Raw genomic sequence first — 13,857 nt, 5'->3', positions numbered from 1 at the left:
TGGCGAGCGAGCTTGCTCGCGCTGGGCTGCGCAGCAGCCCCAAAACCAGGCACCGTGGAATACCTGATACACCGCATTAAATCTATTCAGGGCCGCTTCGCAGCCCAGCGGGAGCAAGCTCCCTCGCCACAGAAGCCCGCTCGCCAGAACGCTTCCCAGAACGTTTCACTGCTACTCAGTGAAGCACCCGCGGCCCATCTTCCTTCTCCGGCTCGCCTTCGGCCAGGCGACCAGCCATCTGCACACCCACGCTCAACATGGCTTTTGCCACTTCCACGTGCTGGCCTTGCAGGAACGCTTTTGCGTCCTCGGAAAAATCCAAAATAACCAGAGAACCCTCGTCCTCAGCCCGACGCAGCTCGATTCGGCCGTCAGGCAGTTCAACAATTTCCAGAAAGGACGTTGGCATATAAGTCTGTTCTCCACGAAAGGCCGGGATTATATCAGTCATCCACCCAGCCTCGCAGAGGATCTGAACAGGTTTCTTGACGGCTTGATGAATGGTGCTTATTGAGGCCTGCGCCGCACTTTCTGCCTAACTTGGTTCAAATGTGGGAGCGGGCTTGCTCGCGAATGCGGAGTTTCAGTAAAGAAGTCATTACAGACCCACCGCATTCGTGAGCAAGCCCGCTCCCACAGTTTTTGATTCGTGTGTATCAGCAATAGCGCCTCAGCACTCGTTCAAGCCTTCGCGAAACCGCAACGCCATCTTCTTCAGCTCCTGACGCCAGCTTTCCAGCTCCTCACGGCTCAAGGGCTTGGGCTCATCCTCTTCCAGCGCAACGGCCACGATCAGCGGCTGTGTCACATCGCCCTTGGGCACATGGGGAACACGCGGCGGCTGGAACATGTCTGCGTGGGCCTTGAGCAAGCGGGCGACCCAGCTGTCCGGGCTCTGCGCCATTTCCACCAGCTCAGCCAACTCCGGAATTGCCATTGTCTCGAGCACTTCGCGGTTCATGATCATTTCTGCTCGGGGGGCGCCAGCCTGGGGCAAGCGGTAGAACCCGGCAATTTCATGGCACAGGCCCAGCAAAGCGCCATAGAGGTGGAACAACGCCGCCTCACGCCCGGCCTGGACCAGCGCGATGGCATTCATCTCCTTCCCTTCCTCGGCGCGGCCAAGGGCGTCCAGGGACAAACCCGCGAAGTAAATTTTCTGATTGGTACGGGTATAGAGTTCGTTGGCCATAACGGCAGTCTCCACAACGAAATAAGCGTGATGCTGGCTGAACATTGTGGCGAGGGAGCTTGCTCCCGCTGGGCCGGGCTGGCGCTCCAGTGCGCAGCGCCCCCCTAAAGCCGGGGCCTGCTGCGCAGTCCAGCGGGAGCAAGCTCCCTCGCCACAGCAAGCCCGCTCCTAGACCACTGAAAGATCAGCCGATCAAGCGCCCTGACGCTTGTCCTCGACCTTCCACTTACCGCCGTCGTAGAAGGCTTTCCAGCCGGTAGGCTTGCCGTCCACTTCGGTCTGCACGTACTGCTCCTTGGTTTTGCGGCTGTAGCGGATCACGGACGGGCGACCGTCGGGATCCTTCTTCGGCGCTTCACACAGGAAGTGGTACTTCGGATCAATCTCGTCCTTGTGCGGCACGATCTCCATCACCAGCGGGGCACGGGTCTCGCGGTTTTTCGGGAACTGGCTGGCCGCCAGGAACAGGCCCGAAGCGCCGTCACGCAGGATGTAGGTGTCGTTGACCTTCTCGCACTTGAGTTCAGGCATCTTCACCGGGTCCATCTTCGGCGGCGCCGCGTCACCGCTTTTCAGCAGTTTGCGCGTGTTCTTGCAGGTCGGGTTGGTGCAACCGAAGAACTTGCCGAAACGGCCGGTCTTGAGCTGCATCTCGCTGCCGCACTTGTCGCATTCCAGGCTCGGACCTTCGTAGCCTTTGATGCGGTAGGTGCCTTCTTCGATCTCGTAGCCGTTGCAATCCGGGTTGTTACCGCAGATGTGCAACTTATGCTTCTCGTCGAGCAGGTAGGCGTCCATCGCCGTGCTGCAGATCGGGCAGCGGTGCTTGCCACGCAGTACCAGCGACTCGGACTCACCCTCGTCGTCGGCGGCAATCTCATCGCCTGGCACCAGGTTAACGGTGGCCTTGCAGCGCTCTTTGGGCGGCAGGCTGTAGCCCGAGCAACCGAGGAACACACCGGTGGATGCGGTACGAATCTGCATCGGACGGCCGCACGTCAGGCACGGGATGTCGGTCATCACCGGCTGGTTGGCGCGCATGCCGCTATCAGGGCTTTCGGCTACTTCGAGTTTCTTTTTGAAGTCGCCGTAGAACTCATCCAGCACGTTTTTCCAGTCGCGTTCGCCCTGGGCCACGTCATCAAGGTTCTCTTCCATGCCGGCGGTGAAGCCGTAGTCCATAAGGTTGGAGAAGCTCTCGGACAGGCGCTCGGTGACGATGTCGCCCATCTTTTCCGAGTAGAAACGACGGTTGTGCAGAGCTACGTAGCCACGGTCCTGGATGGTCGAGATGATTGCCGCATAGGTCGAAGGACGACCGATACCGCGTTTTTCCATCTCTTTTACCAAGCTGGCTTCGGAGTAACGCGCCGGCGGCTTGGTGAAGTGCTGGGACGGGTCGAGCTTGATCAGCTTCAACGTGTCGCCCTGGGCCATGTCCGGCAGCACGTCGTCATCGCCTGGCTTGGCGATTTGCGGCATCACGCGGGTATAGCCGTCGAACTTGAGGATACGGCCCTTGGCACGCAGCTCGAAGTCGCCTGCGCCCACGCTGACGGTGGTGGACAGGTATTGCGCCGGCAGCATCTGGCAAGCCAGGAACTGGCGCCAGATCAGCTCGTAGAGGCGCTCAGCGTCACGCTCCATGCCAGTCAGCTTGCTTGGCTCGGTGTTGGCGTCGGAAGGACGAATTGCTTCGTGAGCCTCTTGTGCGCCTTCCTTGCTGCTGTAGACGTTCGGCTTTTCCGGCAGGTACTTCTTGCCGAACTCGCTTTCAATATAAGTACGTGCCATCGCCACCGCGTCTTGCGACAGGTTGGTGGAGTCGGTACGCATATACGTAATGTAGCCGGCTTCGTACAGACGCTGGGCCATCATCATGGTCTTCTTCACGCCAAAGCCCAGGCGGTTGCTCGCGGCCTGTTGCAGCGTGGAGGTGATGAACGGCGCCGACGGCTTGCTGCTGGTCGGTTTGTCTTCGCGCTTGACGATGCTGTAGCTGGAAGCCTTGAGCTTCTCCAGCGCGGCCATGGCCTGGGCTTCGTTCAGCGGCTTGAAGGCCTCGCCTTTCTCACGGGCCACTTCAAAGCGCACGTTGGCGCCCTTGGCAGTGCCCAGGTCGGCGTGGACTTCCCAGTATTCTTCGGGGTTGAACGCACGGATCTCACGCTCACGCTCCACCACCAGCTTGACCGCTACCGATTGCACGCGGCCGGCGGACAGGCCACGGGCGATTTTCGCCCACAGCAGTGGCGAGACCATGTAACCCACCACGCGGTCGAGGAAACGACGGGCCTGTTGGGCGTTGACACGGTCGATGTCCAGCTCGCCCGGCTTGGAGAAGGCTTCCTGGATGGCTTTTTTGGTGATTTCGTTGAACACCACACGCTTGTAGCGGCTGTCATCACCGCCGATGGCTTCGCGCAGGTGCCAGGCAATGGCTTCCCCTTCGCGGTCCAAGTCCGTCGCGAGATAGATGGTGTCGGCATCTTTGGCGAGCCGGCGCAGCTCTTCGATGACCTTTTCCTTGCCCGGAAGGATTTCGTACTTGGCCTTCCAGCCATGATCCGGGTCCACACCCATGCGTGAGACCAGCTGCTTGCGCGCTTTCTCTTTAGGGCTGAGCACCGGACCTTCGCCCGCAGCCGCCTTGCCGCGCTTGGCGGCAGGCTCCTTGCTGGCGCTAGCCGAACCGCTGGTGGGCAGGTCTCGGATATGGCCGATACTCGACTTCACCACGTACTCGTTGCCCAAGTACTTGTTGATGGTCTTGGCCTTAGCCGGGGATTCCACAATGACCAGCGATTTGCCCATGGATCGGAAAATTCCTGAATTCGAGAAGTGAAAGGCAGTTGGCGCCTGTCGCGGCAACGCTATATATAGTGGCAACAAGGTGAGGTCAAGCGCAGCATTCTGCGCGGCCTGCCGTTATTGCCCTGAAAAAAGACTGGGTTCGACCTGCACCAAAGCAAAGCGCGGGACCTGCTCGCCGTCAACTTCGACGGTCTGAACGAACATGCTCAATGGGCGCACCCAAAAGCCGTAATCGCCATACAGTGCTTGGTAAAACACCACTTCTTCTTCGGTCTCGGAGTGCCGCGCCACATTAAAAACACGGTACTGCGGGCCCTTGTAATGTTGGTAGAGCCCTGGTTCGACTTTCATGCTTCGGCCCTCGTGCAAAATTTGTTGAAAAAAAATATTAAAAATTCCAAAAAACAAAAACCGGGGCACTGGGCCCCGGCTTCCGTCAGCGAAACGTTTAGATACGTTCGAAGACGGTGGAAATGCCTTGGCCGAGACCAATGCACATGGTTGCAACCCCAAGGTTGCCGCCATTTTGCTTCATCACGTTAAGCAAAGTGCCGGAGATACGTGCACCGGAGCAACCGAATGGGTGGCCCAGGGCAATCGCGCCGCCGTGCAGGTTAACCTTCTCGTTCATCTTGTCGAGTACTTTCAAATCTTTCAGCACTGGCAGGGCCTGTGCGGCGAAAGCTTCGTTGAGCTCGAAGAAGTCGATATCGGAGATGGTCAGGCCCGCGCGCTTCAAGGCTTTTTGTGTGGCCGGTACTGGACCATAGCCCATGATTGCCGGGTCCACACCTGCCACTGCCATCGAACGGATCACTGCCATCGGCTGAATGCCCAGGTCCTGGGCACGCTGCGCCGACATCACGATCATGCACGAAGCACCGTCGGTGATTTGCGACGACGTACCGGCTGTGACGGTGCCGCCCTTTGGATTGAAGGCGGGCTTCAAGGCCGCCAGGCTTTCCAGGGTGGTGTCCGGACGAATGGTTTCGTCGTAGTCGAACAGTTTGAGGAAACCGTTCTCGTCGTAACCGTTCATCGGGATGATTTCATCCTTGAACTTGCCTTCCACGGTCGCCTTGTGGGCCAACTGGTGGGAGCGCACGCCGAACGCGTCCTGGGCTTCGCGGGTAATGCCGTGCATTTTGCCGAGCATTTCTGCGGTAAGGCCCATCATGCCCGAGGCTTTTGCCGCGTACAGCGACATGTGCGGGTTCGGGTCGACGCCGTGCATCATGCTGACGTGGCCCATGTGCTCCACGCCGCCGACCACGAACACATCGCCGTTGCCGGTCATGATCGCTTGTGCTGCGGTGTGCAGCGCACTCATCGACGAGCCACACAGGCGGCTGACAGTCTGGCCAGCTGCGGTGTGCGGGATCTGGGTCATCAACGACGCCATGCGCGCGATGTTCCAGCCCTGCTCCAGGGTCTGGTTGACGCAGCCCCAGATCACGTCTTCGACTTCGTTAGGGTCGACCTTGACGTTACGCTCCAGCAACTTGCTGATCAGGTGCGCCGACATGTCTTCGGCGCGGGTGTTGCGGTGCATGCCGCCCTTGGAGCGGCCCATTGGCGTGCGACCGAAGTCGACAATCACCACGTCTCTTGGATTCAAGCTCATAAATATTCTCGCTCTATTCGTCTGGGCGCTTAACCGAAGAAGCTCTGGCCATTCTTGGCCATTTCACGCAGCTTCGCGGTCGGGTGGTACAGCGGGCCCAAATCAGCGTATTTGTCAGCCAGGGCAACGAACTCAGCCACACCGATCGAGTCGATGTAACGCAGCGCACCACCACGGAATGGAGGGAAACCAATACCGTACACCAGGCCCATATCGGCTTCGGCGGCGGTTTCAACGATGCCGTCTTCCAGGCAACGCACGGTTTCCAGGCACAGGGCGATCATCATCCAGTTGATGATGTCCTCATCGGACACCTCACGCTGTTCGTAGATAACTGGCGCGAGTACTTCGTGCACCGACGGGTCGGCCACTTTCTTCTGCTTGCCCTTCTTGTCAGCCTCGTAGGCGTAGAAGCCCTTGCCGTTCTTCTGGCCCAGGCGCTTGGCCTCGTAGAGCGCGTCGATCGCCGAGCGGCGGTCGTCTTTCATGCGGTCCGGGAAGCCTTCAGCCATGACGTCACGACCATGGTGGCCAGTGTCGATACCGACCACGTCCATCAGGTACGCCGGGCCCATTGGCCAGCCGAATTTTTCCATCACTTTGTCGATGCGCACAAAGTCGACACCGGCGCTGACCAGCTTGGCGAAACCGCCGAAGTACGGGAACAGTACGCGGTTGACCAGGAAGCCCGGGCAGTCATTGACCACGATCGGGTTCTTGCCCATTTTTTTGGCGTAGGCAACGGTGGTGGCAACGGCCAGCTCGCTGGACTTCTCGCCACGGATCACTTCCACCAGCGGCATCATGTGTACCGGGTTGAAAAAGTGCATGCCGACGAAGTTTTCCGGACGCTTGAGGGCCTTGGCCAGCAGCGAGATGGAAATGGTCGACGTGTTCGAGGCCAGGATGGTGTCGTCCTTAACCTGGGCTTCCACTTCAGCCAGTACGGCTTGCTTGACCTTCGGGTTTTCGACTACCGCTTCGACCACCAGGTCGACGTGGCCGAAATCGCCGTAGGACAGCGTAGGACGAATACCGTTAAGCACTTCAGCCATCTTCGCGGCGGTCATGCGACCTTTATCAACGCGGCCCACCAGCAGCTTGGCGGCTTCTGCCAGGCCTTGCTCGATGCCGTGCTCGTTGATGTCTTTCATCAGGATCGGCGTGCCTTTGGACGCCGACTGATAAGCGATACCGCCACCCATGATGCCGGCGCCGAGTACGGCCGCCTGTTTCACATCGCGGGCAATCTCGTCGTAGGCCTTGGCCTTTTTCTTCAGTTCCTGATCGTTCAGGAACAGGCCGATCAGGCTCTGGGCAGCCGAGGTTTTCGCCAGTTTGACGAAGCCGGCGGCTTCCACTTCCAGGGCTTTGTCGCGACCGAAGTTCGCAGCTTTCTGGATGGTCTTGATCGCTTCAACCGGCGCCGGGTAGTTCGGGCCGGCCTGGCCTGCGACGAAACCTTTGGCGGTTTCGAACGACATCATTTGTTCGATGGCGTTGAGCTTGAGTTTTTCCAGCTTCGGCTGACGCTTGGCCTTGTAGTCAAATTCGCCGCTGATGGCGCCTTTGATCAGGTTCAGAGCGGCTTCAGCCAGTTTGTCCGGGGCGACCACAGCGTCGACGGCGCCGACTTTCAGCGCATCTTCGGCACGGTTTTCTTTACCGGCGGCGATCCACTCGATCGCGTTGTCAGCACCGATCAGGCGCGGCAGGCGCACAGTGCCGCCAAACCCTGGGTAGATGCCCAGTTTGACTTCAGGCAAGCCGATTTTGGCGGTGGCCGACATGACGCGGAAGTCTGCAGCCAGGCACATTTCCAGGCCGCCGCCCAACGCGATGCCATTGATGGCAGCCACGGTTGGCACGTTGAGGTCTTCGAAATCGCTGAAAATCTTGTTGGCTTCGAGGTTGCCGGCCACAAGCTCTGCATCGGGCAGCTTGAAGTTGTCGACGAATTCGGTGATGTCAGCGCCGACGATAAACACGTCCTTGCCGCTGGAGACGATCACGCCCTTGACCGAAGCATCTGCTTTGATGGTGTCTACGGCCTGACGCAGTTCGTTCAGGGTTAGACGGTTGAACTTGTTGACGGACTCACCCTTGAGGTCGAATTTCAGTTCGACGATGCCACTTTCAAGAGCCTTAACCGTGATGGCTTTACCTTCGTAAATCATCAACTGATCTCCACGATATGGAAGCTGAACAGTACACACTGGACGCTGGCCTATTGGTTGGACATTGATAGTTGCGTCAATGCTCATGCCAATCCGCCAGGCACACCCGCCAATGCGCTAGTCGGGGTTCTGTATGAGCCGTCTGACAGACAAACGCTCAATTCATACGCCCGTTTGATTTGGGTACGTCACCTTCATCCAATTCAGGGCAATTGTCAATCGCTCGAAAGGCCAGGAAAAGCGCGACTTTCCAGTCAGTTCAGAACCCCACGCCCACGCCTGCGCCCTGTCAATATTCAAATATTCACAGAATCAATAATAAAAAAGATGTGGGAAAAGGCTGTACAGAATCGGATATGCCGCTAGGCTTGCGACAACCGCAAAGCGCCTGGATGAACACCCCCGGCGCGAGGAACACAGAATTACCGGCCTGCCTGGCCAACTCCAGCCCGATGATGATGTCGGGCTTTTTAATGCCTGGCTTTTATAACCGCAATGGCGTCATGCCAGGGCCTTGAGCAGCGTATCGATGTCCTTCAGCACGCTGGCCTCGCCCTTCTCGCCCCAATACAAGGCGATCATTTGCTTGTCGGCCTCGACCTTGTAAACGTTGGCCGGCAACGTCGCAAAATGCGGCAACAACTTTTCATCCTCACACACTTCACGCCACTGATTGACCCACACGCCTGGGGACATTTGCCAATAACTCCACAGCGCCGGCGTGCTGCCCCGCCGTGGCCTGCAGTACTGCGCGCAGGGGCTCGGCGGCTCTTGCGCAAGCCAGTGCGGCCATTCCTGTGGCGCCAATTGCATGGCCAAACCGATGCGGCGCGCCTCCATACGCAGGGCCATGCGCCCGCTCTGATGGCGCGACGGGCGCAGCCATGCCAGGGGGCTCAGAACCACCAGAAGGATTGACACCACTATCCAGACCGTCATATGTGTACTCCCGAATTTCTAGATGCGCGGATTTGAGCTGACGCAACCCCATTCGCTTGAAACCAGCCATACTGAACTTATTGCAGTCTCCTGGAGGAACGCGCCATGCCCAACGAACATTCCTACAAACATATCCTGGTCGCTGTCGATCTGACCGAAGAGTGCGACCCGGTTATCAAGCGCGCTCAGGCTTCAGCAATCGCCAACGGCGCGAAGCTGTCACTCGTGCATATCGTCGAGCCTATGGCCATGGCCTTTGGTGGCGACGTGCCCATGGACCTTTCCCAGTTGCAGCAACAGCAGTTTGATCAGGCCAAAGAGCGCCTGGATCGCTTGATCCTCAAATACCCGGAAGTGACCAAGGAAAACTCCCACCTCACCTACGGCCAGCCGCGCCAGGAAATCCATCACCTGGCCAAAGAGCAGAACTGCGACCTGATCGTGGTCGGCAGCCATGGTCGTCATGGCCTGGCGTTGTTGCTGGGTTCTACCGCCAATGACGTGCTTCATGGCGCGCCCTGTGATGTGCTGGCGGTCAAGCTGGTAAAAAGCTCGTAAGAACACTGCAAAACCAGTGTCAGAGCAAGCTTGTGTGGGAGCTGGCTTGCCTGCGATGCGGGCACCTCGGTGATTCAGGTAGACCGAGGTGAGGCTATCGCAGGCAAGCCAACTCCCACACAAACCAGCTCCCACATTTTGAATCGCATTTCATATAAAAAAGCCCGGCGCTCATAGAAACGAGCGCCGGGCTTTTTATTGCCAACAAATCACTCAGGCATCCAGCTCAGCCCAACGCTCCATCAGCACTTCCAGCTCCTGGTTCAACGTTTCCAGGGAAGCAATCACCTTGGCGGTTTCCGCCGCCGGGCGCAGGTAGAAACCCGCGTCAGCCATGTCTGTTTCTACCGCAGCGATCTGCTGTTCCTTGGCGTCGATATCACCCGGCAAGGCTTCCAGCTCGCGTTGCAGCTTGTAGCTGAGCTTCTTCTTGGCGGCCGGTGCAGCGTCCGCAACCGGTGCAGCAGCAGCGGCTACAGGCGCCACGACTGCCGAGGTCAGGTCGGCCTTGCCGGACTTGCTCTCGGTCACGCCCAACAGGCGCGGCGAACCGCCCTGGCGCAACCAGTCCTGGTAACCACCGACGTATTCACGCACCTTGCCTTCACCTTCGAAGACCAGGGTGCTGGTCACCACGTTGTCGAGGAATGCCCGGTCGTGGCTGACCATCAGCACGGTGCCGTTAAAGGTCAGCAAGACCTCTTCCAGCAGCTCGAGGGTTTCTACGTCCAGGTCGTTGGTCGGTTCGTCGAGTACCAGCAGGTTGGCCGGTTTGCTGAACAGCTTGGCCAGCAACAGACGCGCACGCTCACCACCGGACAAGGCTTTTACCGGTGTACGTGCGCGCTGCGGGCTGAACAGGAAATCGCCCAGATAGCTCAGCACGTGGCGGCTCTGGCCGTCGATATCGATGAAGTCGCGGCCTTCGGCAACGTTGTCGATCACGGTTTTTTCCAGGTCCAACTGATGGCGCAACTGGTCGAAGTAGGCCACGTCGATCTTGGTGCCTTCCTCTACCTTGCCGTTGGTCGGCTGCAGGCCATTGAGCATCAGCTTGAGCAAGGTGGTCTTGCCGGTGCCGTTGGCGCCCAGCAGGCCGATACGGTCGCCGCGCTGCAGGACCATGGAGAAGTCCTTGATCAGGAACGGGCCGTCCGGGTGATGGAAGCTGACGTTTTCCAGCACCATCACTTGCTTGCCCGACTTGTCGGCGGTATCCAGTTGGATATTGGCCTTGCCAGTACGCTCGCGACGTTCGCTGCGCTCGTTGCGCAAGGCTTTGAGGGCACGTACACGGCCTTCGTTACGGGTGCGACGCGCCTTGATGCCCTGGCGGATCCAGACTTCTTCCTGGGCGAGCTTTTTGTCGAACAACGCGTTGGCGGTTTCTTCAGCGGCCAGCGAGGCCTCTTTGTGCACCAGGAAGCTGGCGTAGTCACCGTTCCAGTCGATCAGGCCGCCACGGTCCAGTTCGAGGATGCGCGTTGCCAGGCTCTGCAGGAAAGCACGGTCGTGCGTGATAAACAGCACAGCGCCCTGGAAATCCTTGATGGCTTCTTCGAGCCAGGCAATGGCGCCGATGTCCAGGTGGTTGGTCGGTTCGTCGAGCAGCAGCAGGTCTGGCTCGGACACCAGCGCCTGGGCCAGCAGCACGCGACGACGCCAGCCGCCGGACAACTCGGCGAGGGTCTTGTCGGCCGGCAGTTGCAGGCGGCTCAGGGTGCTCTCGACCAGTTGCTGCAAGCGCCAGCCGTCACGGGCCTCGAGGTCTTGCTGGACGTGCATGAGCTTGTCCAGGTCTGCTTCGGTGACGCAGTTCTGCGCCAGGTGATGGTACTGCGCGAGCAACTCGCCCACGCCGTCGAGGCCTTCGGCAACCACATCGAACACTGTCCGTCCGTCGGCCACCGGCAATTCCTGCGGCAATTCGCCGATCTTGAGGCCCGGCGCGCGCCATACAGAGCCGTCATCGGGCTTCTGGTCGCCTTTTACCAGCTTCATCATGCTGGACTTGCCGGTGCCGTTGCGGCCGATGATGCACACCCGCTCACCACGGGCGATCTGCCAGGACACCTTGTCCAACAACGGCATAGCGCCGAAAGCAAGGGACACATCGCTGAATTTGAGCAGGGTCATACGCTTCTCCAAAAACTGGGCGCGCATTCTACCTGACTTGAGGGTGGGATGCGGCCGGCATTTTTGCCACAGACACGTTCTGTAGGACATTTACGGTGAACTGCTGCCAGCCGGCCGGCAAAGCTTTCGCCAGCCGCTGGCAAAAGGCTAAGCTAGGGGCAATCAGTGTCGGCGATGCCGGTGCTAGTCGTGATTTCTCTGCACGGACGTCTCATGCGCAGTCGCCTTTTCAACTTTTTATCTTGTCTGCTTCTTTCCGCCACCGCCGTTCAATCCGCCCAGGCCGTGGACCTCACCACCCAACGTCAATATTACGATGAAGCCAAACGCGCCCTCGCCAAAGGCGACAGCGGCCCGTACATGCAATACAGCCAGGCCCTGGCCGACTACCCGCTCACGCCGTACCTGGCCTACGACGAGCTGACCGCGCGCCTCAAAACCGCGAGCAACGAGGAAATCGAGCAGTTCCTCGCCAAAAACGGCGACCTGCCCCAGGCCAACTGGATGAAACTGCGTTGGTTGCGCTGGCTGGCTGACCGAGGTGATTGGCAAACCTTTGAAAAGTACTACGACGCCAAGCTCAATTTCGTCGAGCTGGACTGCCTGCATGGCCAGTACCAGCTGACGCACAACCTCAAAGCCGAGGGCTACAAGACCACCGAAAAACTCTGGATGACCGGCAAATCCCAGCCGGCCGCCTGTGACGCCACCTTTGGCCAGTGGGCCGCCGATGGCCAACTCACCGAACAGAAAATCTGGGACCGCGCCAAGCTCGCCGCCGAAGCCCGCAACTACGCGCTGGCCAACAGCCTGGTAAAAACCCTGCCGACTCTTGGCGCCCAAGGCCGCCTGATGATCGACGTGGCGCAAAAGCCCGACATGCTCAGCGACCCGTCGCGCTTCCTGCCGGCCAATGAGGCCATGTCCGACGCCGTGGGCCTGGGCCTGCGCCGCCTGGCACGCCAGGACCCGGACAAGGCCATGGCCCTGCTCGACGGCTATGCCAGCAGCATGCACTTCTCCCGTGACGAAAAAGTGTCGATCGCCCGCGAAATCGGCCTGACCCTGGCGCGCCGCTACGACCCACGCGCCCTGGACGTGATGACCAAGTACGACCCCGAGCTGCGTGACAACACCGTCTCCGAATGGCGCCTGCGCCTGCTGTTGCGCCTGGCGCGCTGGGAAGATGCCTACCAGCTGACCCGCAAACTCCCACAAGACCTGGCCACCACCAACCGCTGGCGTTACTGGCAAGCGCGCAGCCTGGAGCTGGCCGAGCCAAAAAACCCGCAGCCGCTGGTGCTGTACAAAAACCTCGCGCAGGAACGTGATTTCTACGGTTTCCTCGCCGCTGATCGCTCCAAAGCGCCGTACCAGTTGAAGAACAAACCGCTGGTGATGAGCCAGGCGTTGATCAACAAAGTACGCAACACCCCCGGTGTGCGCCGTGCGATGGAGTTCTACGCACGCGGCCAGATTGTCGATGGCCGCCGCGAGTGGTACCACGTCAGCCGTCACTTCAACCGCGATGAGATGGTCGCCCAGGCCAAGCTGGCCTACGATATGAAGTGGTACTTCCCGGCGATCCGCACCATCAGCCAGGCGCAGTACTGGGATGACCTGGATATCCGTTTCCCGATGGCCCACCGCGACACACTGGTGCGTGAAGCCAAGGTACGTGGCCTGCATTCAAGCTGGGTGTTTGCCATCACCCGCCAGGAAAGTGCCTTCATGGACGACGCCCGCTCCGGCGTGGGCGCCAGTGGCCTGATGCAATTGATGCCCGGCACCGCCAAAGAGACCGCACGCAAATTCAGCATCCCGCTGGCCTCCCCGGCCCAGGTGCTGGACCCCGACAAGAACATCCAGCTCGGCGCCGCCTACCTGAGCCAGGTACACAGCCAGTTCAACGGCAACCGCGTACTCGCCTCCGCCGCCTACAACGCCGGCCCCGGCCGTGTGCGCCAGTGGCTGCGCGGTGCCGATCACCTGAGTTTCGATGTGTGGGTGGAAAGCATCCCGTTCGACGAAACCCGCCAGTACGTACAGAACGTGCTGTCTTATTCGGTGATCTACGGGCAGAAGCTCAACTCACCGCAGCCGCTGGTGGATTGGCATGAGCGTTATTTTGATGATCAGTAAGACTGACTGAAGCGCGATCAGCTGGCTTGCTGTGGCCAACAGGTTTCATTTGGCCACCAGGCTGGCAAGTAGGCTTGATGTGGCGAGCAGGCTTGCCCTGCGCTGGAGTGCGAAGCGCTCCCCATTCAGCCCCGCCACGGTGTAACTGATAGACCGAGTTGGCAGGTTTTGGGGCTGCTACGCAGCCCAACGCGGGGCAAGCCCGCTCGCCACAACAAGCCCGCTCACCACAACAAGCCTGCTCACCCTACTAGCCTGCTTGCCACACTAGCCCG

10 protein-coding genes are annotated in these 13,857 nt (G+C 59.5%); 2 read left to right on the top strand and 8 right to left on the bottom strand.

Features of this window, described 5'->3' with window-relative positions; translation table 11 throughout:
• Window positions 1-175: 175 nt before the first annotated feature.
• The 7 genes from PSH96_RS08180 to PSH96_RS08150 all read right to left on the bottom strand — a co-directional run bounded on the left by PSH96_RS08180 (window position 176) and on the right by PSH96_RS08150 (window position 8,746).
• On the bottom strand, window positions 176-409 hold the full coding sequence (locus PSH96_RS08180) for a hypothetical protein (protein ID WP_017254451.1): 234 nt from the start codon (window positions 407-409) through the stop codon (window positions 176-178).
• Between the two features lie 261 nt (window positions 410-670).
• The gene (locus tag PSH96_RS08175; RefSeq protein ID WP_305458612.1) at window positions 671-1,192 is read right to left on the bottom strand and encodes a DUF6586 family protein; all 522 of its coding nucleotides are present in this window, start codon (window positions 1,190-1,192) and stop codon (window positions 671-673) included.
• A gap of 192 nt (window positions 1,193-1,384) precedes the next feature.
• Window positions 1,385-4,006, bottom strand: a complete 2,622-nt coding sequence (gene topA, locus PSH96_RS08170; RefSeq protein ID WP_056857285.1) for a type I DNA topoisomerase — start codon at window positions 4,004-4,006, stop codon at window positions 1,385-1,387.
• 114 nt (window positions 4,007-4,120) lie between these two features.
• Complete coding sequence (locus tag PSH96_RS08165) at window positions 4,121-4,357, bottom strand: DUF1653 domain-containing protein (RefSeq protein ID WP_305458611.1); 237 nt, start codon at window positions 4,355-4,357, stop codon at window positions 4,121-4,123.
• A 97-nt stretch (window positions 4,358-4,454) separates the two neighbouring features.
• The gene (fadA, locus tag PSH96_RS08160) at window positions 4,455-5,630 is read right to left on the bottom strand and encodes an acetyl-CoA C-acyltransferase FadA (RefSeq protein ID WP_017137418.1); all 1,176 of its coding nucleotides are present in this window, start codon (window positions 5,628-5,630) and stop codon (window positions 4,455-4,457) included.
• Between the two features lie 29 nt (window positions 5,631-5,659).
• A complete protein-coding gene (gene fadB, locus PSH96_RS08155; RefSeq protein ID WP_017137417.1) occupies window positions 5,660-7,807 on the bottom strand; it encodes a fatty acid oxidation complex subunit alpha FadB in 2,148 nt (715 codons plus the stop codon).
• Window positions 7,808-8,308: 501 nt separating this feature from the next.
• Window positions 8,309-8,746 (bottom strand): hypothetical protein, encoded by a 438-nt coding sequence (locus tag PSH96_RS08150; RefSeq protein ID WP_017137416.1) that lies wholly within the window; start codon window positions 8,744-8,746, stop codon window positions 8,309-8,311.
• 105 nt (window positions 8,747-8,851) lie between these two features.
• On the opposite strand from PSH96_RS08150, the gene PSH96_RS08145 reads away from it, so the two are divergent.
• Entirely contained in the window at window positions 8,852-9,304 is a 453-nt protein-coding gene (locus PSH96_RS08145; RefSeq protein ID WP_058419614.1) for a universal stress protein, read from the top strand.
• A gap of 213 nt (window positions 9,305-9,517) precedes the next feature.
• Here the strand turns inward: PSH96_RS08145 and PSH96_RS08140 are convergent, their stop codons facing one another.
• Complete coding sequence (locus tag PSH96_RS08140) at window positions 9,518-11,440, bottom strand: ATP-binding cassette domain-containing protein (protein ID WP_305458610.1); 1,923 nt, start codon at window positions 11,438-11,440, stop codon at window positions 9,518-9,520.
• Window positions 11,441-11,653: 213 nt separating this feature from the next.
• Here PSH96_RS08140 and PSH96_RS08135 point away from each other — a divergent pair, with 213 nt between their 5' ends.
• Window positions 11,654-13,582, top strand: a complete 1,929-nt coding sequence (locus tag PSH96_RS08135) for a transglycosylase SLT domain-containing protein (RefSeq protein ID WP_017137413.1) — start codon at window positions 11,654-11,656, stop codon at window positions 13,580-13,582.
• Window positions 13,583-13,857 lie beyond the last annotated feature (275 nt).

Origin of the sequence: Pseudomonas sp. FP2338 (assembly GCF_030687515.1) — a bacterium.
In the GTDB taxonomy this organism is placed as follows: Bacteria; Pseudomonadota; Gammaproteobacteria; order Pseudomonadales; family Pseudomonadaceae; genus Aquipseudomonas; species Aquipseudomonas salomonii.
This window is presented reverse-complemented; position numbering and strand designations above follow the sequence as displayed.

What these genes read in the sequence shown, in the direction of transcription:
- fadA (WP_017137418.1), bottom strand. Translation starts at nt 5,630, where the DNA reads ATGAGCTTGAATCCAAGAGACGTGGTGATTGTCGACTTCGGTCGCACG.
- PSH96_RS08140 (WP_305458610.1), bottom strand. Translation starts at nt 11,440, where the DNA reads ATGACCCTGCTCAAATTCAGCGATGTGTCCCTTGCTTTCGGCGCTATG.
- PSH96_RS08180 (WP_017254451.1), bottom strand. Translation starts at nt 409, where the DNA reads ATGCCAACGTCCTTTCTGGAAATTGTTGAACTGCCTGACGGCCGAATC.
- PSH96_RS08175 (WP_305458612.1), bottom strand. Translation starts at nt 1,192, where the DNA reads ATGGCCAACGAACTCTATACCCGTACCAATCAGAAAATTTACTTCGCG.
- PSH96_RS08145 (WP_058419614.1), top strand. Translation starts at nt 8,852, where the DNA reads ATGCCCAACGAACATTCCTACAAACATATCCTGGTCGCTGTCGATCTG.
- PSH96_RS08150 (WP_017137416.1), bottom strand. Translation starts at nt 8,746, where the DNA reads ATGACGGTCTGGATAGTGGTGTCAATCCTTCTGGTGGTTCTGAGCCCC.
- PSH96_RS08135 (WP_017137413.1), top strand. Translation starts at nt 11,654, where the DNA reads ATGCGCAGTCGCCTTTTCAACTTTTTATCTTGTCTGCTTCTTTCCGCC.
- fadB (WP_017137417.1), bottom strand. Translation starts at nt 7,807, where the DNA reads ATGATTTACGAAGGTAAAGCCATCACGGTTAAGGCTCTTGAAAGTGGC.
- PSH96_RS08165 (WP_305458611.1), bottom strand. Translation starts at nt 4,357, where the DNA reads ATGAAAGTCGAACCAGGGCTCTACCAACATTACAAGGGCCCGCAGTAC.
- topA (WP_056857285.1), bottom strand. Translation starts at nt 4,006, where the DNA reads ATGGGCAAATCGCTGGTCATTGTGGAATCCCCGGCTAAGGCCAAGACC.